This is a genomic window from Amorphoplanes friuliensis DSM 7358 (assembly GCF_000494755.1).
In the GTDB taxonomy this organism is placed as follows: Bacteria; Actinomycetota; Actinomycetes; order Mycobacteriales; family Micromonosporaceae; genus Actinoplanes; species Actinoplanes friuliensis.
In genome coordinates, this window is the sequence record NC_022657.1 from 2,141,719 (window position 1) to 2,167,404 (window position 25,686).

18 protein-coding genes and 1 riboswitch are annotated in these 25,686 nt (G+C 70.8%); of the genes, 12 read left to right on the forward strand and 6 right to left on the reverse strand.

Annotation, left to right across the window (positions count from 1 at the left end):
* Positions 1-38 precede the first annotated feature (38 nt).
* Entirely contained in the window at positions 39-425 is a 387-nt protein-coding gene (locus AFR_RS10025) for an SCO2097 family morphological protein (protein WP_023359988.1), read from the forward strand.
* Between the two features lie 977 nt (positions 426-1,402).
* On the opposite strand, the gene AFR_RS10030 is transcribed toward AFR_RS10025, so the two are convergent.
* Genes AFR_RS10030 through AFR_RS10040 form a run of 3 tightly spaced genes read right to left on the reverse strand, consistent with a single transcriptional unit; the run spans position 1,403 to position 6,219 of the window.
* Entirely contained in the window at positions 1,403-3,865 is a 2,463-nt protein-coding gene (locus AFR_RS10030) for a transglutaminase TgpA family protein (protein WP_041840749.1), read from the reverse strand.
* A 13-nt stretch (positions 3,866-3,878) separates the two neighbouring features.
* Positions 3,879-5,168, reverse strand: a complete 1,290-nt coding sequence (locus AFR_RS10035) for a DUF58 domain-containing protein (RefSeq protein ID WP_041840750.1) — start codon at positions 5,166-5,168, stop codon at positions 3,879-3,881.
* A 1-nt stretch (position 5,169) separates the two neighbouring features.
* Positions 5,170-6,219: an AAA family ATPase gene (locus AFR_RS10040; RefSeq protein ID WP_023359994.1), complete on the reverse strand. Its 1,050-nt coding sequence runs from the start codon at positions 6,217-6,219 to the stop codon at positions 5,170-5,172.
* Between the two features lie 409 nt (positions 6,220-6,628).
* Between AFR_RS10040 and leuS the strand changes: the two genes are divergently transcribed.
* Positions 6,629-9,448, forward strand: a complete 2,820-nt coding sequence (gene leuS, locus AFR_RS10045) for a leucine--tRNA ligase (RefSeq protein ID WP_023359995.1) — start codon at positions 6,629-6,631, stop codon at positions 9,446-9,448.
* Between the two features lie 74 nt (positions 9,449-9,522).
* Positions 9,523-10,779, forward strand: coding sequence for a 3-phosphoshikimate 1-carboxyvinyltransferase (gene aroA / locus AFR_RS10050; protein ID WP_023359997.1), 1,257 nt, complete (start codon positions 9,523-9,525; stop codon positions 10,777-10,779).
* Between the two features lie 1,555 nt (positions 10,780-12,334).
* On the opposite strand, the gene AFR_RS47710 is transcribed toward aroA, so the two are convergent.
* Entirely contained in the window at positions 12,335-12,805 is a 471-nt protein-coding gene (locus AFR_RS47710; protein WP_338012115.1) for a TVP38/TMEM64 family protein, read from the reverse strand.
* A gap of 4 nt (positions 12,806-12,809) precedes the next feature.
* Here AFR_RS47710 and AFR_RS47715 point away from each other — a divergent pair, with 4 nt between their 5' ends.
* Positions 12,810-12,998 carry a hypothetical protein gene (locus AFR_RS47715; RefSeq protein ID WP_238547259.1) on the forward strand — a complete coding sequence of 63 codons (189 nt, stop codon included), beginning with the start codon at positions 12,810-12,812 and terminating at the stop codon, positions 12,996-12,998.
* Between the two features lie 117 nt (positions 12,999-13,115).
* Here AFR_RS47715 and AFR_RS10060 read toward each other — a convergent pair whose 3' ends face one another.
* Positions 13,116-13,832, reverse strand: coding sequence for a type 1 glutamine amidotransferase (locus AFR_RS10060; RefSeq protein WP_023360003.1), 717 nt, complete (start codon positions 13,830-13,832; stop codon positions 13,116-13,118).
* The gene (locus AFR_RS10065) at positions 13,822-15,042 is read right to left on the reverse strand and encodes a Mur ligase family protein (protein ID WP_041841983.1); all 1,221 of its coding nucleotides are present in this window, start codon (positions 15,040-15,042) and stop codon (positions 13,822-13,824) included. The genes AFR_RS10060 and AFR_RS10065 overlap by 11 nt, the downstream gene beginning before the upstream one ends.
* Before the next feature lie 461 nt (positions 15,043-15,503).
* Positions 15,504-15,667: riboswitch (cyclic di-AMP (ydaO/yuaA leader) on the forward strand.
* A gap of 39 nt (positions 15,668-15,706) precedes the next feature.
* Here AFR_RS10065 and AFR_RS10070 point away from each other — a divergent pair.
* The 8 genes from AFR_RS10070 to mraY all read left to right on the forward strand — a co-directional run bounded on the left by AFR_RS10070 (position 15,707) and on the right by mraY (position 25,660).
* Entirely contained in the window at positions 15,707-16,480 is a 774-nt protein-coding gene (locus AFR_RS10070) for a C40 family peptidase (RefSeq protein ID WP_023360007.1), read from the forward strand.
* A 409-nt stretch (positions 16,481-16,889) separates the two neighbouring features.
* Positions 16,890-17,321 (forward strand): division/cell wall cluster transcriptional repressor MraZ, encoded by a 432-nt coding sequence (gene mraZ, locus AFR_RS10075; RefSeq protein ID WP_023360009.1) that lies wholly within the window; start codon positions 16,890-16,892, stop codon positions 17,319-17,321.
* Between the two features lie 218 nt (positions 17,322-17,539).
* Positions 17,540-18,505 carry a 16S rRNA (cytosine(1402)-N(4))-methyltransferase RsmH gene (rsmH, locus tag AFR_RS10080; RefSeq protein ID WP_023360011.1) on the forward strand — a complete coding sequence of 322 codons (966 nt, stop codon included), beginning with the start codon at positions 17,540-17,542 and terminating at the stop codon, positions 18,503-18,505.
* A gap of 99 nt (positions 18,506-18,604) precedes the next feature.
* Complete coding sequence (gene ftsL, locus AFR_RS10085; RefSeq protein ID WP_023360013.1) at positions 18,605-19,195, forward strand: cell division protein FtsL; 591 nt, start codon at positions 18,605-18,607, stop codon at positions 19,193-19,195.
* A gap of 2 nt (positions 19,196-19,197) precedes the next feature.
* Complete coding sequence (locus tag AFR_RS10090) at positions 19,198-21,597, forward strand: peptidoglycan D,D-transpeptidase FtsI family protein (RefSeq protein WP_023360015.1); 2,400 nt, start codon at positions 19,198-19,200, stop codon at positions 21,595-21,597.
* A 54-nt stretch (positions 21,598-21,651) separates the two neighbouring features.
* Positions 21,652-23,166 (forward strand): UDP-N-acetylmuramoyl-L-alanyl-D-glutamate--2,6-diaminopimelate ligase, encoded by a 1,515-nt coding sequence (locus tag AFR_RS10095; RefSeq protein WP_023360017.1) that lies wholly within the window; start codon positions 21,652-21,654, stop codon positions 23,164-23,166.
* Entirely contained in the window at positions 23,163-24,560 is a 1,398-nt protein-coding gene (locus tag AFR_RS10100; RefSeq protein WP_041840751.1) for a UDP-N-acetylmuramoyl-tripeptide--D-alanyl-D-alanine ligase, read from the forward strand. The genes AFR_RS10095 and AFR_RS10100 overlap by 4 nt, the downstream gene beginning before the upstream one ends.
* The gene (gene mraY, locus AFR_RS10105; protein ID WP_023360021.1) at positions 24,557-25,660 is read left to right on the forward strand and encodes a phospho-N-acetylmuramoyl-pentapeptide-transferase; all 1,104 of its coding nucleotides are present in this window, start codon (positions 24,557-24,559) and stop codon (positions 25,658-25,660) included. Before AFR_RS10100 ends, mraY begins: the two co-directional genes overlap by 4 nt.
* Positions 25,661-25,686 lie beyond the last annotated feature (26 nt).

A 25,686-nucleotide genomic window follows, 5' to 3' on the forward strand; every position in this document is an offset into this window, starting at 1 on the left:
CCGCCGGGGGGCCGGACATGCGCCCGGGGAGGAATGCCGTGCCGCTCTCGGAGCACGAGCAGCGGCTGTTCGACCAGATCGAGCAGTCGCTTGCCGAGGACCCCAAATTCGCCTCGGCTGTGCGGGCCAGCGACCCGCGTTTCCACGCCCGGCGCCGACTCGTCGTCGCCGCGTTCGTGATCGTCGCTGGACTCGCCTTGGTTGTCTACGGCACGGTGAGCAGCAATACGCCGCTCGGCGTGGCCGGCTTCGTGGTCATGCTGGCCTCGGCCGCGTTCGCGATGCAAAGCCGCCGGAAAGGGCAGGCACCCGACCTGCACGCCGTCGGCGGCACCGCGACCCGCCGCACCCGCACAACCCGCAAAGCCGGCTTCATCGACCGCCTCGAGGACCGCTGGCGTCAGCGCCCCGAAGGCCATCGCTGAACCCGTACAACCAGCGGCAACCCATGGCGGCCACCCGGCCGCCATCGCCGTATCTTCAGGCTCGCCCCCGCCGACGAGCCTGAAAACACCTGAGCGGCGTCCCTGGGGGGACGCCGCTGATTGCTACGCCCGCTGCGCTCGCCGACGGCTTGTCCGGGGCTCGACCGCATGCCGGCCTTTGCGCGGTGACGGTCTTGGGTCGGCGATCGGCATACTGAATGCGCAGCCCGGCCCGGTGCCGTCCGCCCTCACACTGCGCGAGCAACCTGCTGCCTTGCCATGTGGGGTGGCGTGACCCCTGCGCTGCGGGGCTGACCGCGCTGCCCGGCTGATCGCCGGGCCTGGTCCGCCGTTACGGCCTTGCCAGTCCGGTTGCCTGGCTTAATGCGCGAGATGGCCCGCGTGACTCACCTGGTGACCGCGGCCTGTCCGTTGGCTGGTCTGATCGGTCTCCGGCACGGCCGGTGCTTCTGATGCGGTAGGCCCGGATAAGCCCGTTTTCCTTGAAGTTGGGCCTTCGGCGGGCTTGGGTGAGCCCGTTTTCCTTGAAGTTGGGCTCTCGGCGGGCTTGGGTGAGCCCGTTTTCCTTGAAGTTGGGCCTTCAATAGGCCTGTTAGTCGAGAAGGCATCAGCCGACGCTGGCCCCTGCATGATCAGCGCTGCTGTTCGTCACTGATTCTGCCCGAAGCGGCCGTTCGGCCCGGCCGAGCCACCCAAGCCGAGTCACCCCGACCGAGCCGCCCCAGCCGAGCCGCCCAGCTGCGCCGAGTCGCCCCAGCCCAACCGGTCGAGCCACCCTTGGTTGAGTCCAGCGGCCGAGAGCTGCCGCGTTCGGAGCTTGTCCCGGGTGTGAAGCCAGCAGGGCCTTACCGCCCAAGACGGCGTCTACAGGCCAGGCCAGCGGACAGAGCGGTGGAGCCAGCAAAGAGAACGCCGCCCGGGTGGACCGAGGTCCAGCCGGGCGGCAGTGTGGAGCGTCAGCGTGCGCGGCTAGCCAGCAGGCGGCGGGGGCTGAAGCGGACCAGGACGTCGCGCCCGCGGCTGAAGAAGCCCATTCCGCGGGCCGACACGTCGCCGACGCTCAGGCGCCAGCGCATCAGCACGGACGGGGGGAGCAGGACCGCTGCGAGGCGGGTGCGTTTGGTGGCGGTTTTGGCCAGGCCCTTGCGGACCTGGTTCAGGGCCGCTGTGAGCTCACCGCCCTGCAGCGGCTGGCGGGCGTACCGGGCGCGTTCTTCGGCGCGGCCCAGCAGGGTCGCCGAGTCGGCTGGGGGGCCGGCCAGGTCGGCCTCGCGGACCAGCCGCTGCGCGGTGTGGCGCGGCGTTTCGGTCGGGTCCACCGGTACGCGGTAGTCGACCATCGTGTCGACCAGTTCGTCCCAGGCCGCGTGGGCGTCCTCGCGGGCCTGGACCGCCTCCGTGGTCACCACGACTTCGCGACTGCCCGGTGGTGCGGGACCGGTCGCGACGGTTGCCGTTTTGGGGATCGTTGCTGCGTGGCGGCGCTTGCGGACCATCAGGCGGCGTAGCGCGGGGATCGTGAGCAGCGCCAGGAGCAGCGCGATCAGGGCCACGGTCAGCAGGGTGGTCGTCGAGATGCCCGCGTCGGACGAGGCGCCCGGGGCGTCGAGGGCGCCGTCGTTGAGGTCCCGGTCGGGACGGTCGGCCGCGCCGGGGGCGGCTGAGGCGTCGGCGCCCGGGGCCAGGGAGGCCGTGGAGGTGGGCGACGGGGTTTCGACGGCGTCGGTGTCGGTGGCCCATGCGGACCGGGTCGAGCCGACCACGGACGCTGCCGGGGTGGCGTCGAAGGGGACCCAGCCGAAGCCGTCCAGGTAGACCTCGGTCCACGCGTGGGCGTTGCGGTTGGTCAGCACGTACGCGTTGCCGTCGCGGGTGCTGCCGCGGGTGAAGCCGAAGGCGACCCGGGCCGGGATGCCGGCTTCGCGGACCATCCAGGCCATCGCTGCCGCGTACTGCTGGCAGTAGCCGGCCTTGCTGTCCAGGAACGACGAGATCGCAGAGGCGCCGGCGGCCGGGTCGACGGTTGCCAGGCTGTACGAGAAGCCGTTGTCGCGGGAGAAGTAGCGGTAGATCGCCGACACCTTGTCGTACTCGGTGTTGGAGTTCTTGGTCAGGTTGGCGACCAGGGTCTTGACCTTGGGGTCGTCCGGGACCGCCGTGAACTGGGTGCGCAGCGGGTTGTCGCGGGGGAGGGCCTCGGCGGTCCGCAGCTCGGCCGGTGTGAACTTGGCCCGCACGTAGTCGAACGAGTACTTCTTGCCCTTGGTGGTCGTCCGGTTCGAGAAGACGACCTGGGTGTTCGGGTCGAACGACCAGGCGCCGTCGAGGCCGTCCGTGTCGATGACCGACGAGTACACCGGGGCGAGGGTCTGGCCGAAGTCCTCGGTGATCTCGACCTCGGCGCGGTACTGCTGGTAGTTCGCGCGGCCGGAGGTGTTGTTCTGCCGGGGGTCGTCGAGGCCGCGGGAGATCGGCCGGCCGGTCGGCGTGCGGTTGGTGACCGCCTCGGCCGTGATCACGTCGGCGACGCCGAAGCGCAGGTAGAACGGGTCGGGTTCGTTCGTGGTGACCCGGACGTAGTTGGTGGTCTGCGTCTGGTTGAGCTGGCCGCTCAGCGACGCGAACAGGTTGATGCGGCCGGTGCCGCCCGAGCCGTTGCCGGTGCCGTTGCCCGTGCCGACCTGGGTCAGGGAGTTGAGCAGGCCGGTGTTGAGGCCCGGCACGGCCAGCGGGAGCAGTACGGCGACCGCAACACCGATCACGGCGAGCCGGCGTCCGGCGGCGGCCAGCGGTGACGGCTCCCAGACGTCCACGTCGCGGCCGTCGCCGGTGAAGCGGCGGCCGAAGCGGCGCACCCGGTCGACGTTGTCAGCGACCAGCAGCCAGAGGAAACCGGTCGCGCCGACGATGAACGGGAGCACCGGCACGCTGTCGACGTAGACGGCGACCGGGACCGAGTAGATCGCCAGCATCGGCAGACCGGCCAGGGCCGGCTTGCGGGCCACCACGGTGAGCAGGTCGACCGCGATGGCGACCGTGCCGATGCCCAGCACGGCGATGAAGAGCAGACCACTGCGGTCCGGCACCGGTACGCCGTACGAGCGGGTGTCGTTCCCGGCGTCGGTGAAGAGCTGCCCGAAGTGGTTGAACGTGGCCGGTGAGGGCAGCAGTGACAACAACTCGTCGCCGCTGGGGAACATCCAGGTCAGGGTCAGCAGCAGCACCGACACCATCGACAGGGCCTGGGCCCAGGTCGGGAACCGCAGTGTCCGGGCGAGCACCGCTGCGCCGGCGATGAGGCCGACCGCGAGGATGCACTCCAGCAACCACGTCCAGCTGTCGAAGATCGCCTTCAGCGGTGCCGCCGCCAGGAGGGTCGCGGCTGCTGCCACGAGCCCCAGTCGTCGTCGCCCGGTCACTGCAGCACTCCCGTCATCGTCCTACTGTCTCCGCCATCGCCGCGCGGTACGCGAAGCCCTGCGACCCGCGGCCCGCCGCCGGCCACAGCGCGGCGAGGGAATCGCCGTGCGCGACCGGCACCGATCGCCAGCCGCTGCGGACCAGCGCCAGGGCCGTGGAGCCGTGGAGCCGGTCGGCCTCGGTGCGGTCCGGCGGCAGCATGTTCACCCAGGTGGAGCTGTCGATCGCGAACCCGATGCAGGTCGCGCCGTTGCCCCGCAGCCCGGTCAGCACCTCGGCCTCGGCGACACTGAGCGTGCCGAAGAGCCCGATCACCAGACCGCCGTCGGAGCGTCGCCGCACCTGTTCGACCAGCACCGACACGTCGCCGGCCGCGCTGAGCTTCACGTCCGCCAGCGTGTCCAGGATCGCGCCCTCGCCGCCGATCTCGGTGGCATCCACGTCGATGCCCGTCCCCGTGACCAGCCGCAGCTTGTAACCGGACTGGCGCAGGTGCACCGCGATGCTCGCGGCCGCCGACACCGCCCACTCGAAGCTGGCCGTCGGTCCCTCACCCCGGTGCGCGTCCAGCCGGGTGTCGAGAACCACCGTGGCCCGGCTCTCCCAGGGCTGCTCCTCGCGGCGGACCATGAGCTCACCGGTACGCGCGGTGGAGCGCCAGTGCACCCGCCGCAAGTCGTCGCCACGACGGTACTCGCGAGTCGCGGCATCGTCCTCCCCGTGCACGGCCACCGACCGGGCGCGGCTGTCGCCCGTACCGGCGTATTCACCGGCGAGGCGCACCGCCGGCAGCGGGACGACCTGCGGGATGACCGTCAGCCGGTCGACGCTCGGGAACGAGCGGGTGAGCTCGCACAGGCCGAACGGGTCGGTGAGGCGGATCACCAGCGGGCCGACCGGGTACCGGCCGCGCACGTCGGCGCGGACGGTGTAGGCCACCGAGCTCGCCTGGTGCGCCCCGAGCCGCTCGAGCACGACCCGCGGGCGGCTGCCCAGGGCGTACGGGAGACGGTCCTCGAGGAGCAGCGTGCCGGTGGGGAGCCGCGACATGTTCTGCAGGCGCAGGATGACCCGCGCGCTGGAACCGACCGGCGCGCGGCCGGGCTCCAGCGAGCGGGTGCACGCCAGCTTGTACCGGCTGCGCCCGACGTACGCCGCGGCCAGCAGCGGCAGGGCCGCCAGCAGGATCGCGACGCGCAGCAGGTCCTTCTCGCCCAGCACGATGGCGGAGATCCCGGCCGCCGCGGCCGCCGCCAGGAACGAGCGGCCGCGGGTGGTCATTCCCCGCATAGCCTCCCGCATGTCAGCGTCCCCGCGACTCGTACTGCCCGACCGGTCCACCCGTGCTGCGGGTGTCGTACGGCGAACGGCTGCGGTCGTGCGGCAGCGGGAGCCGGTGCACGATCTCCGCCACGATGGCGTCGGTGGTGCGCCTGTTCAGCTGCGCGTCGGCCGTCGGGATGATCCGGTGGGCCAGCACCGGCACGGCCAGGGTCTGCAGGTCGTCCGGCAGGACGTAGTCACGGCCCTCGAGGGCTGCGACCGCCTTCGCCGTGCGGATGAGCTGCAGGGTGCACCGGGGTGACGCGCCGAGGCGGATCTCCGGTGCCTCCCGGGTGGCCGTGACAAGCGCGATCGCGTACTGCTGGACGGCTTCGGCCGCGTGCACGTCACGGGCGGTCGCGATCAGCCGGCGCACGAGCGCGGCGTCGGCGACGGACCGCAGGTCGTTCAGCGGGTCGTGCGCTCCGTGACCGTTGAGCATGGCCATCTCGGCGCGCGGGTCCGGGTAGCCCATCGCGATCCGGGCGGTGAAGCGGTCGCGCTGCGCCTCGGGGAGGGGGTAGGTGCCCTCCATCTCGATGGGGTTCTGGGTCGCGATCACCATGAACGGAGCCTGCAGCTCGTACGTGGTGCCGTCGACCGTGACCTGGCGTTCCTCCATGCATTCGAGGAGGGCCGACTGGGTCTTGGGCGAGGCCCGGTTGATCTCGTCGCCGACCACCAGGTTGGCGAAGACCGCGCCCGGCTTGAACTCGAAGTCGCGCGTCTCCTGGTTGTAGACGCTGACGCCGGTCACGTCGCTGGGCAGCAGGTCGGGCGTGAACTGGATGCGCCGGACCGAACAGTCGATCGAGCGGGCCAGCGCCTTGGCGAGCTTGGTCTTGCCGACGCCCGGCACGTCCTCGATCAGCAGGTGACCTTCGGCGAGGAGCACGGCCAGAGCCAGCCGGACCGTCGCGCTCTTGCCCTCGATGACCTGCTCGATGTTGGCCATGATGGCCCCGCTTGCGGCGAGGAACTCATCGCTCGGCAGGGGACCGCCGGGCTGGTCCCAGGTTGGCGTTGTCACGGGCCTCCTCCATGTCGTTCAAGCCCCTTTCTACGTGGCCACGTAGAAAGGAAACCGAAGGTTCGCGGGCGGCCGGCGGTCCGTGGGCCTCCGGCGCTCGCCGCCCGTTCACCACAGGTTAGCCCGGTCACAGCAACCTGCCGAGTGGGGCACTAGCTCCCATTGCGGTACGTGGTCAACCAGACACGCATATCGGATGGGTTACGAATTGGGACGGGCTGATACCGGTCGCCGCGGACTTAGTGCTCGCGGTAAGGTGTACCCATGGCTCGGTCTTTCCTGCTTCTTAGCTGGCCGCACTGATCTCCTAGCAGAGAACAGCGCGGCGCCCCCTCCTGCGAGAGGGGCTTTTTTATGCCCTGAAGTAGGCGACCCTGTCCACTGACTTCACAAGAACGAGATGGTGACGATGAGCGAGTCCGAGACCAACGCGGACGTCCCGCCGTACCGCTACACAGCGGCCATGGCCGCCGAGATCGAGCCCCGCTGGCAGGCCTTCTGGGCCGACAACGGCACGTTCTTCGCGCCGAACCCCGCCGGTGAGCTGGCCGATCCCGACCACCCCCGGGCCGGTGCGCCCAAGCTGCACGTCCAGGACATGTTCCCGTACCCGTCCGGTGCCGGCCTGCATGTCGGGCACCCGCTGGGCTACATCGGCACGGACTCCTACACCCGCTACAAGCGGATGGCGGGATACAACGTCCTGCACCCGATGGGCTTCGACGCGTTCGGCCTGCCCGCCGAGCAGTACGCGGTCCAGACCGGCACCCACCCGCGGACCACGACCGAGGCGAACGTCGAGCGGTACCGCGGCCAGCTGCGCCGCCTGGGCCTGGCCTACGACGAGCGCCGCACCTTCTCCACCACGGACCCGGAGTACTACCGGTGGACCCAGTGGATCTTCCTGCAGGTGTTCAACTCGTGGTTCGACCCGTCGCTGCGCAAGGCCCGCCCGATCGCGACACTGGTGGACCAGTTCGCCTCCGGCGAGCGTGCCGTGCCCGGCGGCCGTGAGTGGTCGGCGCTGTCGCCCGCCGAGCAGCGTGCGGTGATCAACGACTACCGCCTGGCCTACGTCAGCGAGGCCCCGGTCAACTGGTGCCCCGGCCTGGGCACGGTGCTGGCCAACGAAGAGGTCACGCCCGAGGGCCGCAGCGAGCGCGGCAACTACCCCGTCTTCCAGCGCAGCCTGAAGCAGTGGAAGATGCGGATCACCGCGTACGGGGATCGTCTGGTCGAGGATCTGGACGCCCTGGACTGGCCGGAGCCGGTCAAGCTGATGCAGCGCAACTGGATCGGCCGCTCGCGCGGTGCGCACGTCGACTTCCCGATGGACGGCGACGACACGATCTCCGTCTTCACCACGCGTCCCGACACGCTGTTCGGCGCCACCTACATGGTCATGGCACCCGAGCACGGCCTGGTCGACTCGATCGTCCCGGCTGCTTGGCCCGAGGGGACCAAGGACGCGTGGACCGGTGGGCACGGCACCCCGGAGGCGGCTGTCGCCGCGTACCGGGCGGAGGCCGCCGCGAAGACCGAGGAGGAGCGGACCGCCGACGCCAAGGTCAAGACGGGTGTCTTCACGGGCGCCTACGCGACCAACCCCGTCAACGGCGCGCGCATCCCGGTGTTCATCGCCGACTACGTGCTGGCCGGGTACGGCACCGGCGCGATCATGGCGGTGCCGGGCCACGACGAGCGCGACTGGGACTTCGCCCAGACGTTCGAGCTGCCCGTCATCCGTACCATCGAGACCCCGGACGACCACGACGGCGCTTTCACCGGCGACGGCGTGGTGATCAACAGCGAGTTCCTGAACGGCATGGGCATGGTCGACGCGAAGGCGTCGATGACCTCCTGGCTGGAGGAGAAGGGCCACGGCCGCGGCGCGACCACGTTCCGCCTGCGTGACTGGCTGTTCAGCCGGCAGCGGTACTGGGGCGAGCCGTTCCCGATCGTCTACGACGAGACCGGCCTGCCGATCGCGCTGCCCGACTCGATGCTGCCCGTGGTCCTGCCCGACACGGACGACTTCTCGCCGCGCACGTTCGACCAGGACGACGCCGACTCGACCCCGGAGACGCCGCTGTCCCGGATCAAGGACTGGGTCAACGTCGAGCTGGACCTGGGTGACGGCCCCAAGCAGTACACCCGCGAGACCAACACGATGCCGCAGTGGGCCGGCTCCTGCTGGTACGAGCTGCGTTACCTGGACCCGCACAACGACAAGGTCCTGGTCGACCCGGACAACGAGGCCTACTGGATGGGCCCGCAGCGCCAGGGCGACCCGGGCGGCGTCGACCTGTACGTCGGCGGTGTCGAGCACGCGGTCCTGCACCTGCTGTACGCCCGCTTCTGGCACAAGATCCTGTTCGACCTGGGTCACGTCTCGTCCTTCGAGCCGTTCCGCAAGCTGTTCAACCAGGGCTACATCCAGGCGTACGCGTTCCGTGACGCCCGCGGGATGATCGTGCCCGCCGACGACGTCGTCGAGCGGGACGGCAAGTGGTACCTGGGTGACGCCGAGGTCGCCCGCGAGTACGGCAAGATGGGCAAGGGCCTGAAGAACGTCGTCACCCCGGACGAGATGAGCGAGCAGTACGGCGCCGACACGTTCCGGGTCTACGAGATGGCGATGGGCCCGCTGGACGTCTCGCGCCCCTGGGACACCCGAGCGGTCGTCGGCTCGCAGCGCTTCCTGCAGCGGGTCTGGCGCCTGGTCGTCGACGAGGAGACCGGCGCCGTCCGGGTCACCGACGACCCGCTGGACGCCAAGACCCGGCGCGTCCTGCACCGGATCATCGACGGCGTCCGCACCGACATGGACGAGCTGCGCTTCAACACCGCCATCGCCAAGCTGATCGAGCTGACCAACACCCTGACCCCGCTGGGAACGGCGTCACGGGAGGCGATCGAGCCGCTGGTGCTGATGATGTCGCCGTTCGCCCCGCACCTGGCCGAGGAGCTGTGGCGCAAGCTGGGCCACGACGGCACCCTGGCCTACACGGAGTTCCCGGTGGCCGACCCGGCCCACCTGGTCGCCGAGTCGATCACCTACCCCGTCCAGGTGAACGGCAAGGTCCGCGGCCGGGTCGAGGTCGCGCCCGACACGACCGAGGATCTGGTACGCGCAGCAGCGCTGGAGTCGATCGCCGAAGTCCTGGCGGGCCGCGAACCCCGCAAGGTCATCGTCGTCAAGGGCCGCCTGGTCAGCGTCGTCGTCTGACCCCGGTTCCACATTCCGGGCACCGGTACCCACACGTCCAGGCGTGGGCACCGGTGCCCGGAAGACTCTCTGCTGTGCCCGAACTCCCGCAAGTCCTGCCCATCACCCCGCTGACCGCACCCCTGGACACCTCGGTACGCCCGCCCGGCTCGAAGAGCATCACCAACCGCGCGCTCCTCTGCGCCGCCCTGGCCCCGGGCACGTCGACGCTGACCGGCGTCCTCTTCGCCGACGACACCCTGGCGATGCTCGGCGCGATCTCGGCGCTCGGCGCAACCGTCGCCGCCGACCCGGAAGCCGCGACCGTCACGGTGACAGGCGTGGACCCGCGACTCGGCACCACGGACGCTGCGGTCGACGCCCGGTACTCCGGCACCACATCCCGCTTCATCCTCCCGGCCGCGGCCCTGCGCCCCGGCCGTACGGTGGTCGACGGGTCTGAGCAGCTCCGATCCCGGCCGTTCGGGCCCGTGCTGTCCGCGCTCCGCGACGTCGGCGCCTCCGTCTCCAGCGACTCGTTCCTGCCCGCCACCGTCCAAGGCCCGCTGCGCGGCGGCCCGGTACGCGTCAGCGGCCACATCTCCAGCCAGTTCCTGTCCGGCCTCCTCATGGCCGGCCCGCTGATGACCGACGGCCTCGACGTCGAACTGACCTCGGCGCTGGTGTCGGTGCCCTACGTCGAGATGACCAAGGCGGTGATGGCGGCCTTTGGCGTACCGGTGGAAGGTCTGACCGTGACCCCGGGCTCCTACCGCCCGACCGACTACGCCATCGAACCCGACGCGAGCGCCGCGTCCTACTTTTTGGGCGCGGCCGCAGTCACCGGCGGCCGCGTGACGATCGACGGCCTTGGCACTGGCAGCCTGCAGGGTGACGTCGGCTTCGCGGACGTCCTCGAACAGATGGGGGCCCAGGTCTCCCGCACCTCGGACTCGCTGACCGTCCGTATCAGCGGCCCTTTGCGCGGCGTCGACGTCGACATGTCTGATATTTCGGACACGGCGCAGACGTTGGCGGCGGTCGCGGTGTACGCGAGCTCGCCGACGCGGGTCCGCGGGATCGGCTTCATCCGCCGTAAGGAAACCGACCGCCTCGCCGCCGTGGTGACCGAGCTGCGCCGGGCCGGCATCGACGCTACCGAGGATGAGGACGGCTTCACCATTCGGCCCGGGGCGCCGCGGCCTACGCGGATCGCCACGTATGACGATCATCGGATGGCTATGAGCATGTCGCTGCTCGGGCTGCGGTCGCCGGGGATCGAGATCGCGGACCCGGGCTGCGTCGCCAAGACCTACCCCGCGTACTTCACCGACCTCGCCGCCCTCTCCTGACCCCACCTACCTGTGCCCGGCGTCCTGGCCGCGCCTACGCCGAATCGGTCTGCGGTTCGGGGCTGGTGGGGTGGGGCTCGGCAGCGGAAGAGTTTGTTTCGGCCCCGGTCGAGCGCTGAGCGGCCGACCCAAGACTCCGGCTGTTCACCCTCTTGATCATGCCCAACTTCCTTGAAGCTGTGCCTTCCGGAGCGGCCGGAAGGCCCAACTTCGCGGAAGTTGGGCCTTCCGTGGCGCTCTGAGGCCCCGACTTCGCGGAAGTTGGGCCTTCCGTGGCGCTCTGAGGCCCCGACTTCAAGGAAGTTGGGCGTGGCCGGCGGTCGACGGGCGGCTGGGTGGGCCGTTTGACGGCGGGGTCGCGGCGCGGCGAGGGGTGGCCAAGCCGTTGGAGCGCTTGGCGCCGCCGTGCCGGGAACCCGCTGCTGGAGACGGAACTTTCGGCGGTGGCCTGAGAAGGGTAGATCAGCACAACTTCCGTGAAGTCGGGCCTTTCAGGGCAGGCGGAAGGCCCAACTTCCGCGAAGGTGGGCCTTCTGTGGCGCTCTGAGGCCCCGACTTCAAGGAAGTTGGGCACAGCCCGGCGGTCCGGCTGGGTGGGCGCTCTGAAGCGTGTTGGCGGTGTCGTGAGGCGTCGGGGCAGGTGCTGGGGTGCTCGGCGGTCCCGCGCTGTTGAGGTGGGTTGATCAGCGCAACTTCGGTGAAGTTGGGCCTTCCTGGGCGGGCGGAAGGCCCAGCTTCCGTGAGGTCGGGCCTTCCAGGGTGGGCGGAAGGCCCGACTTCCGCGAAGTTGGGCCTTCCAAGGCGGGTGGAGGCCCAACTTCCGCGAAGGCGGGCCTTCCATGGCGCCTGAGGCCCGACTTCAAGGAAGTTGGGCGTGGCCGACGAGCCGGGTGCGGCGCGGACGGCGGCCAGGGCTGCGGACACACCGCGTGGCGGAGATCCACGGACGGCGGGTGGGCCGTTCGACGGTGTGGTGGCGGTTTTTGAGGCGTCAGGGGCCAAGCCGTTGGAGCGGTTGGCGCCGCCGCGCCGGCTACCTGCTCCTGGAGGGCAGAACCTTCGGGGCGGCCTGAGGGTCGGTTGATCAGCACAACTTCGATGAAGTTGGGCCTTCTGCGCCGCCTGGTGGCTCCGACTTCAAGGAAGGTGGGCACAGCCGGCGGCCGGGCTGGGTTGGTGGGTGGGCACTCTTAGGCGTGTTGGCGGTGCCGTGAGGCGTCGGGGCAGGTGCTGGGGTGCTCGTTGGTCCCGCGCTGTTGAGGTGGGTTGATCAGCGCAACTTCGGTGAAGTTGGGCCTTCCAGGGCGGCCCTAAGGCCCAACTTCGCGGAAGTTGGGCCTTCCGTGGCGCCGGAGGGCCCGACTTCAAGGAAGTTGGGCGTGGTCGACGGCCGCCGGGCGATGGCGGGGTGCGGTGCGGTGGCGCGTCAGGGGACCGAGCCGTTGGAGCGCTTGGGGGCGCCCCGCTGCTGAGGTGGGTTGACCAGCACAACTTGAGTACCGGGGGTGGATGCGAAAAAGGCCCGCCAGTGGCGGGCCTTTTCGGTGGTTGAGGGTCAGGCAGTGGCGAGAGCGGCGGCGTTGCGACGGGCCGCGAGGCGCCAGCGCAGGACGATCGTCGTCGTGAGGCCGATGCCGATCGCGGCCGGGGCCAGCGTCAGCGGGTTCATCGAGCCCGGCGACGTCACCGCCGCGCCGATCACGGCGTACGAAACCGCGGACGGGACCGAAGCGAGGGTGGTGCCGAGGAGGTAGCGCTTGCGGCAGACCGAGGTCGTGCCGTAGGCGTAGCCGATCAGGCCGAACGGTGCGAGCGGCAGGAAGCGGACCAGCAGCACCGCTGACAGGCCGCGGCGGTTGAGCCAGCCGTCGAGGCGCTCGAGCTTGCCGCCCGCGCGGGAGCCGAGGGCGCCGCGGCCGGCCCAGCGGCCTGCGTAGTAGGTGGCGACTGCGGCGATGATGGCTGCGGCCAGGGCGGTGACTGCGCCGGTGGCGGGGCCGAGGAGGGCGCCGCAGGCCAGGGTGATGGCGGTGCGGGGGGACCAGGACCGAGAGGAGCAGGCCGCCGACCACGGCGATCGCCACGGCGGCGGCGGGGCCGAGGGCGACCACCGAGTCGGCGATGGCCTGCAGGGGGAGGACGGCGGCGGCGACGCCGAGGCCTGCCACGACGGCGCCGAGGACGCCGAAGCGGAGGGCGCGGTGGCGCCAGCCGGTTGAGGGCTGCGTGCTGACCTGAGGGTCCGTGGCGGGGGTTGTGATGCCCCGCGGGGCGATCAGGGTGTCAGTCATGCAGGCGTGTCCCTACTTCTCGTCGGTCGAGGACTGAGGTGCGGGTCATGCGGCGCCGGCTGCGGCGAGTCGCTCGCCTCGGAGCCGGTCGGCCCAGGTGTCGTCGAGCGGTTGAAGACTATCCGCGCCGATCGCCCAACGCAGTAGCAGATCGGCTATAGCTGGGTTGCGAGCGAGAGCGGGGCCGTGGGCGTACGTGCCGAGGATCTTGCCGTGCCAGGCGCCCTCGGTCTGGCTGTCGTTGCCGATGCCTGCTGTGACGCGGGCCAGGGGGGCTACGCCGGGGCCCAGGTGGGTGCGGCCGCCGTGGTTCTCGAAACCGGTCAACGGGGGCAACCCTAGCCGCGGATCGATGTCGCCGCGAACTTCGCCGACCGCGCGGGTCTCGCCCCGGTCGGAGTACAGGTCCATCAGGTCGAGCCCGGCGCACTGGGCTCCCTTGGCGAAGAACGAGCGACCGAAGAGTTGGTAACCCGCGCAGACGGCCAGCACGGCCGCGCCCTGGTGGACGGCGCGGTGGAGGCCGCCGTCGGCGATCAGGCGCTGGGCTGCGAGCGCCTGCGGGCCGTCCTCACCGCCACCGATCAGGTAGATGTCGGCGGTGGTGGGCATGGCCTGGTCCGAGCGGACCTCGTACGTCTCCACCGGGATGCCCCGCTGGGCGGCGCGGCGGCCGAGGATCAGCATGTTGCCGCGGTCGCCGTACGTGGAAAGCAGGTCCGGGTAGATCCAGACGATCCGGAGGGTGCTCTCAGTTGACACGGTCCAACTCCGCTCGGATGTCCTGGAACGCCGTGTAGTTCGCGATCACTTCGAGGCGTCCCGGCGGGCTCGCCCGCACTGCCTCGTCGAAGGTAGTCACGTGGCGGAAGGCCACATCGTTCACTTCCAGTCGTACGGCGAGGTCGTAGGCCCGGTCACCGGTGATCAGGACCTGCCGCCCGCGCAGAGGGGAGAAGTCGACGTCGTAGAGCCACGACGTGTCGAAGCCGTCGGGGTCCCGGGCGTTGATGGAGAGCAGTGTCGGAGCCACCTCGGCCATGTCGAAGGCCTCGAGCCAGCTGGCGGGGTTCTTGGCCAGCAGCAGCCGGATGTTGCGGCCGTCGCGCTCGACCTGGGCGTACCGGCCGGCCACCGAGGCGACACCGGCCAGGCGGGGGACGGCCTCTATGGGCCGGACGCCGAACTCGGCGGCGACGGCCAGCGCGGTGGCGGCGTTGCCGAGGTTCACCTGTCCGGGGAGCTGGAGCTTGACCAGGTGCCAGTCGCCCTTGGGGTCGAGGACACCCTCGTCCTCGACGGTCCACTGGGCCTGGGGGCGGCGCAGCGGGCAGCCGGTGCACCACCATTCGCCGTTGGCGCGCTCGATGGGGGAGCCGCACTCGGGGCAGACGAAGGAGTCGTCGTGCCAGCGCTGACCGGCGCTGAACCAGACGACATTGGCGGTGTTGATCGCGGCCCAGACGACCATCGGGTCGTCCGCGTTCGCGACGACGTGGATGTCGGGGTGGGCGGCGAGGGCGGTGCGCCACATCTGCGCCATCATCGCCACCTCCTTCGCCCGGTCGAGCTGGTCGCGGGACAGGTTGAGCAAGGCGACCACACGCGGGGTGGTCTCGTCGATCACCCGGGCGAGGTAGTGCTCGTCGACCTCGAGGACCGCGAACGGGGTGGCACCGGCCTTGGCCAGCGCCGAGGTGTGCCCGGTGGGCATGTTGGCGCCGAAGGAGTTGGTGGCGACCGGGCCGAGGACGCCGAGGGCGGCGGCGGTGAACCGGGTCGTGGTGGTCTTGCCGTTGGTGCCCGACACGAGCGCGATCGCACGGCCGGCGGCGAGGTTCCTGAGCAGGTCAGGATCGATCTTGAGACCGATCCACCCGCCGATCACCGAGCCGTCACCGCGTCCCGCGGCCCGAGAGAGCGCCGCAGCGGTTCGCGACACGGAGGTCGCGACCTTGGCCCGTAGGGGCAATTTCCCGTCCGTCACGGCGACGAGGGTACCGGAAACGGACACTACGTCGAGTGGTGGAGCGGCCCGCGCGGCCTGGGAGGGGTCCGCAGGCCGAAGCTCGGCCGAACGGATGATCTCCACCCCGCCGCCCGGCGTCGTGTTTGGCCCGCTGGGGGCGTTTGCGACGGCAATCTCCCGACCTCGGACACGCGCATGATCCACCCTGCTGCGGCTTTTTGTGTGTTGTGTTTCACCCGTAACCTTCACCGGAGCGTGATCACAGAACTACGCAAAGCGCTGGCATTTGTCACGGGGTGGTTACAAACCGGACAGGCTCCGGTATGCCAAATACGCTGCGTAACCAAGCAAGGCCCGACAGTCGGCCCGGAAATCGGGTAGCAAGGTCCCTGCCGGTGAGCATCCGCTCGCCGCTCGTACCGCACCGGACCACGCCGAGCCCTGCCCCGGTCCGCGCGGCACGACCACGGAAGCAGCTTCAACCACACAGGCATACGGGGGCAGGGACGGGGGACCCAGATCCGGTCCGGCAGTTGCGGACCTTGGGGTGAAGTCACCTTTTGGCGACCGGGCACACCTTCCCGCCCGAACCCGACAGCTAACCTCGCAGGCGTGCCGGAGGGATATCTCTACCGTGCACGAACGCAGTTCGAGCCGTGGCCGCCGCATGCCCGGAACCGGAACCATCGCACTGTCCCTGGGTGCGTGCCTCTGCGCCGGCCAGCTGATCGGTACGCCGGCGGCATCCGCCGCTCCCGTCGTCACGGCGGCAGCCGCGGCGCCGGCGGTCAAGCCGAAGATCACCAACTCCGCGACCCGCTCCGTCGCGTGGGGCAAGAAGGTCAGCGTCACCGCCAAGGTGATCGACCCGAAGACCGGCAAGGTCGTCACCCGCGGTTCGGTACGCCTCCAGGCCAAGCGAGACGGCAAGTGGCGCACCTGGGTGACGAAGAAGCTGTCCTCGAAGGGGACGGTGAAGCTCACCGCGGAGCCGCACATCACCGGCTACTTCCGCACGCAGTACACCGGGGCCACGAACATCCGCTGGGCGACCAGCGGGGCCATCAAGATCACGGTGAAGAGCAGCGGGGCGAAGGTTCTCGCCCAGGCGAAGAAGCACAAGGGCGCGCTGTACAAGTTCGGTGCCTCGGGCCCCAAGCGCTTCGACTGCTCGGGCTACACCCAGTACGTCTACAAGAAGACGACGGGTAAGAAGCTCCCGCACAAGGCGAACTCGCAGCAGAAGTACGGCAAGGCGGTCGCCAAGAGCAAGAAGAAGATCGGCGACCTGATCGTCGTCCGGTCGGGTTCCTACGGCACCCACGCCGGCATCTACGCCGGCAACGGGTACATGTGGGACTCGCCGCACTCGGGCGCCCGGGTCGGCAAGCACAAGATCTGGAGCAAGAACTACGTCGTGCGCCGCCTCGTCGCCGCGTGAGGTAGAGCAGTGAAGTAGTAAGAGCAGTACGAGAGTCAGTGGGGCGTGACCCGTTTCGGGTCACGCCCCACTGTCGTATTCCCTCCACTTCGCTCCCCGGATCGCGGGAGGAGGGTTCGCGGGCGGTAAAGAACGCCCGATTTCTGGGGACTTTCGTGCCCGCCTGGGCGGCATGTCGGAAAGTGGACCATGGTCGGAGGCCCGAACCCCTCCACTTCCACCTCACCGGCTCTGACGTGCGCATTCATCCGCGAATCGGCTTCGCAGACCGGTCCATTCTTGTTGCGAGTGGAGGGAAGTGGAGTAGAGTGGAGCGCAGTGGCAGGGCCTGAGGAGCTGACTCCGAGGGGGTTGCCGGCCCAGACGACAGGCGGTCCGCGAAACCGCCGGGGGCAGGGGGGTCAGGCCGATGTTTCTCGGCACTCACACCCCGCGCCTCGACGACAAGGGCCGGCTGATCCTCCCGGCGAAGTTCCGTGACGAACTGGCGGGAGGTGTCGTGATCACCAAGGGGCAGGAACGTTGCCTTTACGTCTTCCCGATGCCCGAGTTCCAGCGCATCGCGGGGCAGCTCCGTGAGGCACCGGTCACGAACAAGGCCGCCCGGGCCTACAGCCGGGTGTTCTTCGCCAGCGCGCACGACGAGATCCCCGACAAGCAGGGCCGGGTCACCATCCCGGGCCACTTGCGGGAGTACGCGGCGCTGGATCGTGAGCTCGTCGTGATCGGCGCGAGCACGCGGGTGGAGATCTGGGACAAGCAGTCCTGGGAGCAGTACCTCTCGGCGAGCGAGGACGAGTTCGCCGACATCGAGGAGGGGGTGCTGCCCGGCGGACTGTGAGGCGTGGCACCTGTGGGCCGTCGACACGGTCCGGACGTCGCTGCCGCCGTACTGCGAGATCTCCAGCCGCTCCCGCTCCTGGCGCCTCTTCCCCGGTGCCAGGCGTGTGTCCGGTCGGGCGCGCCCGAAGGCAACGGGCACGAGCGGATGGGGATCTGGCGGTACGGACAGACGACCGGTCGTCGCAGGACACCGGGTGAGCGCGGAAAGAGCAGGCAATGGGGGTCGACATGGGGGAGCTTCGCGGCACACACGTGCCGGTGCTGCTCGAGCGCTGCCTCGAGCTGCTCGCCCCCGCCCTGGTCCTGCCGGGCGCGGTGCACGTCGACTTCACGCTGGGCCTGGGCGGGCACGCCGAGGCCGTGCTGGAGCGGTACCCGGACGTGGTCCTCATCGGACTCGACCGGGACACCGAGGCTCTCGCGCACTCCCGGCACCGGCTGGCCCGTTTCGGCGATCGGGTGCACTTCGTGCACGCGGTCTACGACGAGCTGCCGGACGTGCTGGCCGGCCTCCGTCTTCCGGCGTTCCACAGTGGGCTCTTCGATCTCGGCGTGTCCTCGCTGCAGCTCGACGAACCCGACCGGGGTTTTGCCTATTCGCGGGACGCACCGCTCGACATGCGGATGGACCAGTCGCGGGGGATCACCGCGGAGGAGGTCGTCAACGGCTACGAGCCGGGCGAGCTCGTCCGCATCCTGCGGGTGTACGGCGAGGAGAAGTTCGCGACGCGGGTCGTCTCGGCGATCGTCAAGCAGAGATCCAAGTCACGGATCGTCTCGTCGTCGGCGCTCGCGGACCTGGTCAGGGACGCGATCCCGGCCGCCGCGCGGCGAACGGGTGGAAATCCCGCGAAAAGAACGTTTCAGGCGTTACGTATTGAGGTAAATGCGGAGCTCGCCGCAGTCGAGTCCGCCGTACCGGCGGCATTGGACTTGTTGGCCCCGAAAGGGCGCCTTGTGGTGATGTCGTATCAATCACTGGAGGACCGGATCGTGAAGCGCGCCCTCACCGCGAGGGCACGCAGCACCGGGCCGATCGACCTGCCGGTCGAGCTGCCCGGGACCGGACCTTCGGTGCGACTGCTGACCCGCGGGTCGGAGCCGCCCAGCGAGGCGGAAGTGGCGGAGAACCCGCGAGCGGCTTCGGTGAAGCTGCGCGCGGCGGAAAAGATCGACAAGTAGGACCGGGCTGGACGGGCCGCCGCGAACGGCCCCGAATGCTTGTAACGCACGGGGGACAAGGGCGGTTACGCCCGGGGGAACACCAGGAGGGGGAGGGGCATGAGCGAGCGCATCACCACTGCGCGGTCGGGGGGCCGGACCGCGGAGCAGGTTGGCCAGGGCGGGCGCAAGCCCGCCGCGAAGACCGGCGCCACGACGGGCGGTGGCGCCCGGGGGGCGCGCCACTACCCGACCGTCGGCGCCACCGAGGGCAGCGCCGCCCTCAAGCTGACGGCCGAGCAGCAGCACGAGACGGCTGCGCGTCCCCGGCTGCGGGTCGCGCCGCCGGCACCGATCAACGCGCCTCGCGCGCCGTTCATCGCGCTCGTGGTCGCGGTGGTCGTGGCCGGTGTGATCGGCATCCTGCTGATCAACACCAAGACCGCGGAGAACTCGTTCCGCATCGACACGCTTCAGCAGCAGCAGAAGAAGCTGGACTCGCAGCAGCAGGATCTGGAGAACCAGATCGCCGCCAACAACAGCCCGGGCAGCCTCGACGCGGCCGCCCGCCGGCTGGGCCTGGTCAAGGCGGACAGCCCCGCCTACATCCGGCTGCCCGACGGCAAGATCCTCGGTGTGCCGAAGCCGGCCACCGGTGAGGTCGCCGTGACCGCGCAGGACTCCGCCGCCACTTCGGCGACCGGACGGTAAGCGTGTCGCCGCGTTCCGACGAGACGCCGCGCCGGGGCCAGGAGCCCCGGCGCGGCGCTTCGCGTGACCTGCCATCGGCGGAAGGCTCCGGACGCGACGACGACCGGGCCCGTGGTTTCGGCGGCATCGGCGACGCGCGGGCGTACACCCCGCGGGGCCGGACCGTGCGCGAGGGGGACCAGCGCACACGGTCGCCGCGTACCGGCCGCAACACCGACCCGTTCCGTCCGGCGCTGCAGGTGCTCGACGGTGGACGGCCCGCCCGTGACCGGCGGCGCGAGGCCGAGGAGGAGCCACCGCCCCCGCAGCGCCGTGGGCGTGACAAGCAGGACCGCGAGCCCAGGGCCCGTAACAGCCGGGGCGTGACCGCTCCAGCCCCGCAGGACGACGACGAGTGGGACGACGCGCCGCGGCGGGGCGGCCGCACCACCGCCGGTGCCGCCCGCTCGCGCTCGACCGCGAACCCGCGCAGGGGCGCGGCTGCCACCCGTACCGAAGCGAGTGCCCGGATCGCCCGCGAGCGGAAGGTCGCGGTCCCGGCGGGACCACGACGGACGCCGGTCGCGCGCCCCGGCCGGCCCGCACCGCCGGCCCGGCCCGTCTCGCGACGGCCCGCACCCGCGGTCCCGGCCGAGCCGCCGAAGCTCGCCAACAGCACACGCCGGCTGCGGCTGGGCACCGTGCTGGCGCTCGCGCTGTTCGTGACGATCGGGGTACGCCTCGTCGTGCTCCAGGTCGTCGAGACGCCCGCGTCGGCGCACAGCCTGCTCGAGCAGCGCAAGAGCCGCCTCACCGACGTCACCCTGCCCGCACCGCGCGGCAGCATCCTGGACCGTTCGGGCGCGGTGCTGGCGCACAGCGTCGAGGCGCGGTACATCTACGCCGACCCGGAGCTGGTCAACGACGCCCCCGGCACGGCGGCGAAGCTGTCGCCGCTGCTCGGCATCGCCCCGTCGCGGCTGATGCAGCTGATGGCGAAGAAGAAGCGTCCCGGTGGCGGCGCCTCCCGCTTCGAGTACCTGGCCCGGGGTGTCGACATCGCCGTGGCCGACCGGATCGCCGGGATGAACCTGGCCGGCATCAGCTCCGACCGTGACGAACGCCGCGACGTGCCCGGTGCCGACCTGGCCGCGAACCTCATCGGCTTCACCGGCGAGGACCACTCCGGCCTGGAAGGTCTCGAGGCCCGGTACGACGACCTGCTGCGCGGTACCGACGGCAAGCGGGTGTTCGAGCGCGGCAACCCGGACGTCCAGAAGGGCATGCTCGCCAAGGAGATCCCGGGCGGTTACAGCTCCTTCCAGCCCGCGAAGCCCGGCTCGTCGATCCAGCTGACCATCGAGCGCGACCTCCAGTACGAGGTGCAGGGCATCCTGAGCCGCCAGATGGAGAAGGTCGACGCCACCATCGGCGCCGCCGTGGTCATCGACACGCACACCGGTGAGGTGCTCGCGCAGGCCAGCTATCCGGCGTACAACGCGGCGAAGCCGTTCGACTTCAAGCCGACCGAGCGTGAGGACGTCGCCAGCAGCGTCATCGCCGACCCGGGCTCGACGCACAAGGCGTTCACCATCGGCGCCGCCCTGCAGGAGGGTGTCATCACCCCGGACTCGACCGTGACGGTCGGCCCCGGGCTGATCCTCGGCGGGGAGCCGTTCTCCGACACCCACAGGTTCCCGGCCGGCACCAAGCTGACCATTCCGGGTGTGCTCGCCTACTCGTCGAACATCGGCACGATCCGCATCGCGCAGAAGCTCGGCAAGGAGAAGCTGTACGAGTACCAGCGCCGGTTCGGCCTGGGCCAGGCGACCAACGAGGGCATGCCGGGTGAGGCCACGGGACGGCTGCTCGCCCCGGACGAGTGGAGCGGCTCGGCGTGGGGCTCGGTGCCGATCGGCATGAGCGTCGACGCCACGCTGATCCAGATGGCGGCGGGGTACGCGGCCATCGCCAACGACGGCGTCTACATCCAGCCCCGGCTGATCCAGGCCACGATCTCGGGCAAGGACGGCAAGGTCATCCCGACGCCGGCCCCCGAGACCCACGAGGTGCTCAGCCCCGAGGTCGCGGCCCAGCTGCGGACCATGATGGAGTCGGTCGTCGACGCCAAGGGCGGTACGGGCGCCCGCGCCGCCGTCGACGGGTACCGCATCTCCGGCAAGACCGGCACCGGCAAGATGCTGGTCGAGGGCCGTTACACCAAGCACAACGCCGGCTCGTTCATCGGCATGGCGCCGGCCGACAACCCCCGTTTTGTGATCGGGGTCTTCGCCGACGTGGCCGACGGCACCGGCGGCGACGTGGCCGCGCCCGCCTTCAGCCAGATGATGGCGTCCGCTCTGCGGCACTTCAAGGTGCCGCCGTCGGGCACGGAACCGCAGACCTTCAAGCTGAAGCAGTAGGCGCGCCCATGGCGTTCGCAGTCGGATCCGGGACACCGGGTAGGGTCTGACGCCGTGTCCGGCATTCCCCGTCCCAGAAGCGTCCGGCCTACCCGGCTGGCCGACCTCGCGGCCCTCATCGGTGCTCGTCTGACCGGTGCGGACGCCGAGGTCACCGGCGTGACGCACGCCAGCAACGAGGTCCGCCCCGGCGACCTCTACGCCGCGCTGCCGGGTGCCAACCGGCACGGCGCCGAGTTCGTCGCGGGTGCGGTCGAGGCCGGGGCGCTCGCCGTCCTGACCGACGCCGCCGGTCACGACGCGGCGGTCGCGGCCGGTCTGCCGGTCCTCGTCGCCGAGGATCCCCGCGAGGTGCTCGGCGTGGCCGCCTCCCGGATCTACGGCGATCCCACCGAGCGGCTCACGGTCATCGGTCTCACCGGTACGGCCGGGAAGACGTCCACGGCGTACCTGGTCGAGTCCGGGCTGCAGGCCGCCGGGCTGACCACGGGCCTGATCGGCACCGTCGAGACCCGCCTCGGTGACCTGGTCGTGCAGAGCGTGCGCACCACACCCGAGGCCACCGACCTGCACGCGATCCTGGCGTCCGCCCTCGAGCGGGGTGTCACGGCGGTCGTGATGGAGGTGTCCAGCCACGCGCTGGTCATGGGCCGGGTCGGCGGTGTCCGGTTCACGGTCGGCGGCTACACCAACTTCGGGCTGGACCACCTCGACTTCCACGCCGACGCCGACGACTACTTCGCCGCCAAGGCCCGCCTCTTCGACGGCCGCTGCCGCTTCGAGGTGCTCAACGCCGACGAGCCGGCCCTCGCGCCGCTGCACAAGCCGGCCACGATCACCTACTCCGCGGCCGGTGACCGGGACGCGACCTGGTCCGCCGGTGACATCGCCGGGGATGCGTTCGGTCAGCGCTTCACCGCGTACGGGCCTGCGGGGCCGGTGGCGGCCGGAGTGGCGCTGCCCGGCCGGCACAACGTCGCGAACGCGCTGCTGGCCCTCGCGTCGCTGGTCGCCGCCGGGATCGACCCGCAGGTCGCCGCCGACGGCATCGCGGCCTGCAAGGGTGTGCCCGGCCGGCTCGAACGTGTCGACTCGCCCGGCGACGTGTTCGGTGTCGTCGACTACGCGCACAAGCCCGACGCGATCGTCGCCGCCCTGGCCGCCCTGCGGGAGCTGGCCACGGCCCGCGGAGGTCACCTGGTCTGTGTCATCGGCGCCGGTGGCGACCGTGACCGCGGCAAGCGCCCGCTGATGGGTGCGGCCGCCGCCCGCGGCGCCGACCTGGTCGTGGTCACCGACGACAACCCGCGCACCGAGGACCCGGCCGGCATCCGCGCGGCCGTCCGGCAGGGCGCCGAGCAGGCCGGTGCCGCGGCGAAGATCATCGAGGTGGAGGGCCGCCGGGCCGCCATCGACGAGGCGGTGCGCCTGGCCGGCACCGGGGACGTGGTGGCGGTGCTGGGCAAGGGACACGAGCGGGGCCAGGAGGTGAACGGCCAGGTGCTGCCGTTCGACGACCGGGTCGAGCTGACCGCCGCACTGGCCGCGCGCCCGGGTGGTGCCGCTTGATCCGCATGACGCTGGACGAGATCGCCGCGATCACGGGCGGGCACCTCGTCAACGCCGACCCGGCCGCGACCGTCACCGGCGGGGTCGAGTACGACACCCGGGCCCTGCTGCCCGGCGGGCTCTTCGTGGCCTTCGCGGGCGAGAAGGTCGACGGCCACGACTTCGCCGCGGGCGCGATCGCCGCGGGTGCGACCGGTGTGCTCGGCACCCGGGACACCGGGCAGCCGGGAATCGTCGTCGACGACCCGCTGCGGGCGCTCGCCGCGCTGGCCGCCGTCGTGGTGACCCGGCTTCCCGACCTGGTTGTCGTCGGGCTGACCGGGTCGTCCGGCAAGACCACGACCAAGGACTACATCGGCCAGCTGCTGGCCCACCTCGGTGAGACCGTGGCGCCGGCCGGTTCGCTCAACAACGAGCTCGGCTTCCCTTACACGGTGCTGAAGGCGACGCCGGCCACGCGCTTCCTGGTGCTCGAGATGGGCGCCCGGGGCATCGGCCACATCCGCTACCTGACCGACATGGCGCGCCCGCGGATCGGCGTGGTGCTCAACGTCGGCGCCGCGCACATCGGCGAGTTCGGGTCGGTCGAGGGCACCGCGCAGGCCAAGGGAGAGCTGGTCGAGGCGCTCGACGACACCGGCGTCGCGATCCTCAACGCCGACGACCCCCTGGTCTCGGCCATGGCGGCCCGCACCGGCGCGCGGGTGGTCCTGGTGGGTGAGGCTGCCGCCGCCACGGTACGCGCGGAGGACGTCACGCTGGACGATCGCGGGCGGGCCGCGTACACGCTGGTGACGACCTCGGGGTCGGCGCCGGTGCGCCTGGCGGTGACCGGCCGCCACCAGGTCGGCAACACGCTGGCCGCCGCGGCCGTCGCGCTGGAGGCCGGGATGGGTCCCGCCGCCGTGGCCGCCGCCCTGGGCGAGGTCGGGATCGTCTCCGGCCGCCGGATGGACGTCTTCGACCGCGCCGACGGTGTCACGGTCATCGACGACTCCTACAACGCCAACCCGTCCTCGACCGCCGCGGCGCTGCGCGCGCTGGCGGCGATGGGAGAGGGCCGGCGCACGATCGCCGTCCTCGGCTTCATGGCCGAGCTCGGTGAGCACGAGATCTCCGGCCACCAGGAGGTGGGCCGGCTCGCCGCCGAGCTGGGTGTCGACCGGCTCGTCGCGGTCGCCGGTGACGCCGCCCCGATCCTGCAGGGCGCGGCAACGGTGCCCGCCTTCAAGGGTGAGGCCGTCCTGGCGGCCGATCAGGCCGAGGCCGTCGCGCTGCTGCGCGACGACCTGCAGCCGGGCGACGTGGTGCTGGTCAAGGGTTCGCGGTACCGGACGTGGGAGGTGGCCGACGCGCTCCGCGCGGACGCGGCCACCGAGGAGGTAAGCCCGTGAGGGCAGTCATCGTCGCGGCCGCGGTCGCGTTCATCATCTCGCTGTTCGGCACTCCGGTCGCCATCCGCGTGTTCACCGCGCTGAAGGCCGGCCAGCCGATCCGGGCCGTCGGCCCGGCCACGCACCAGGGCAAGAAGGGCACGCCCACGATGGGCGGTGTGGCGTTCATCTTCGCCACGGTCCTGGCCTACGTGGCCGGTCACATCGCCCTGACCACGCTGCCGACCGAGCAGATCGCGCAGGTCCAGCCGACCATGACGGCGCTGGTCCTGCTCGGGCTCTTCGTCTTCTGCGGCGCGGTCGGCTTCCTCGACGACTTCATCAAGGTCCGCAAGCGCAACTCCGCGGGCCTGAGCGCGAAGGGCAAGCTGCTCGGCCAGTTGCTGGTCGGCGGCGGCCTGGGCATCGCGGCGCTCTACGTGCCCAGCACCAACGGCCAGACCGTGGCGAGCGAGCACATCTCGTTCATCCGCGACATCAGCTTCCTCGACGTCGGCAAGGTCGGCTCGGTGCTCGTCTTCGTCTTCGTCATCATGTCGATGTCGAACGGCGTCAACCTGACCGACGGTCTCGACGGCCTGGCGACCGGCGCCTCGATCCTGGTGCTCGGCGCGTACTCGCTGATCGGTTTCTGGCAGTACAGGCACTGGTGCGGTGACGACACCTACCGGACCACCGCCAACTACTGCTACGAGGTGCGGGACCCGCTGGAGGTCGCCCTGATCGCGGCGGCGGCGGCCGGCGCCTGTGTCGGCTTCCTCTGGTGGAACACGTCCCCGGCCCGGATCTTCATGGGTGACACCGGCGCGCTCGGCCTCGGTGGCCTCATCGGCGGTCTGGCCATGGCGACCCGTACGACGCTGCTGTCGATCATCATCGGCGGTCTTTTTGTCATCATCACGATGTCCGTCGTGATCCAGATCATCTCGTTCAAGACCACGGGTAAACGGGTGTTCCGGATGTCGCCGCTGCAGCACCACTTCGAGCTCGCGGGCTGGAGCGAGGTCAACATCGTGGTGCGGTTCTGGATCGTCGCCGGTATCTGCGTGGCCATCGGTCTCGGCCTCTTCTACAGCGACTTCCTGTCGGTGATGGGATAGATCTCTCGCGACACGCCTGCTCCGCA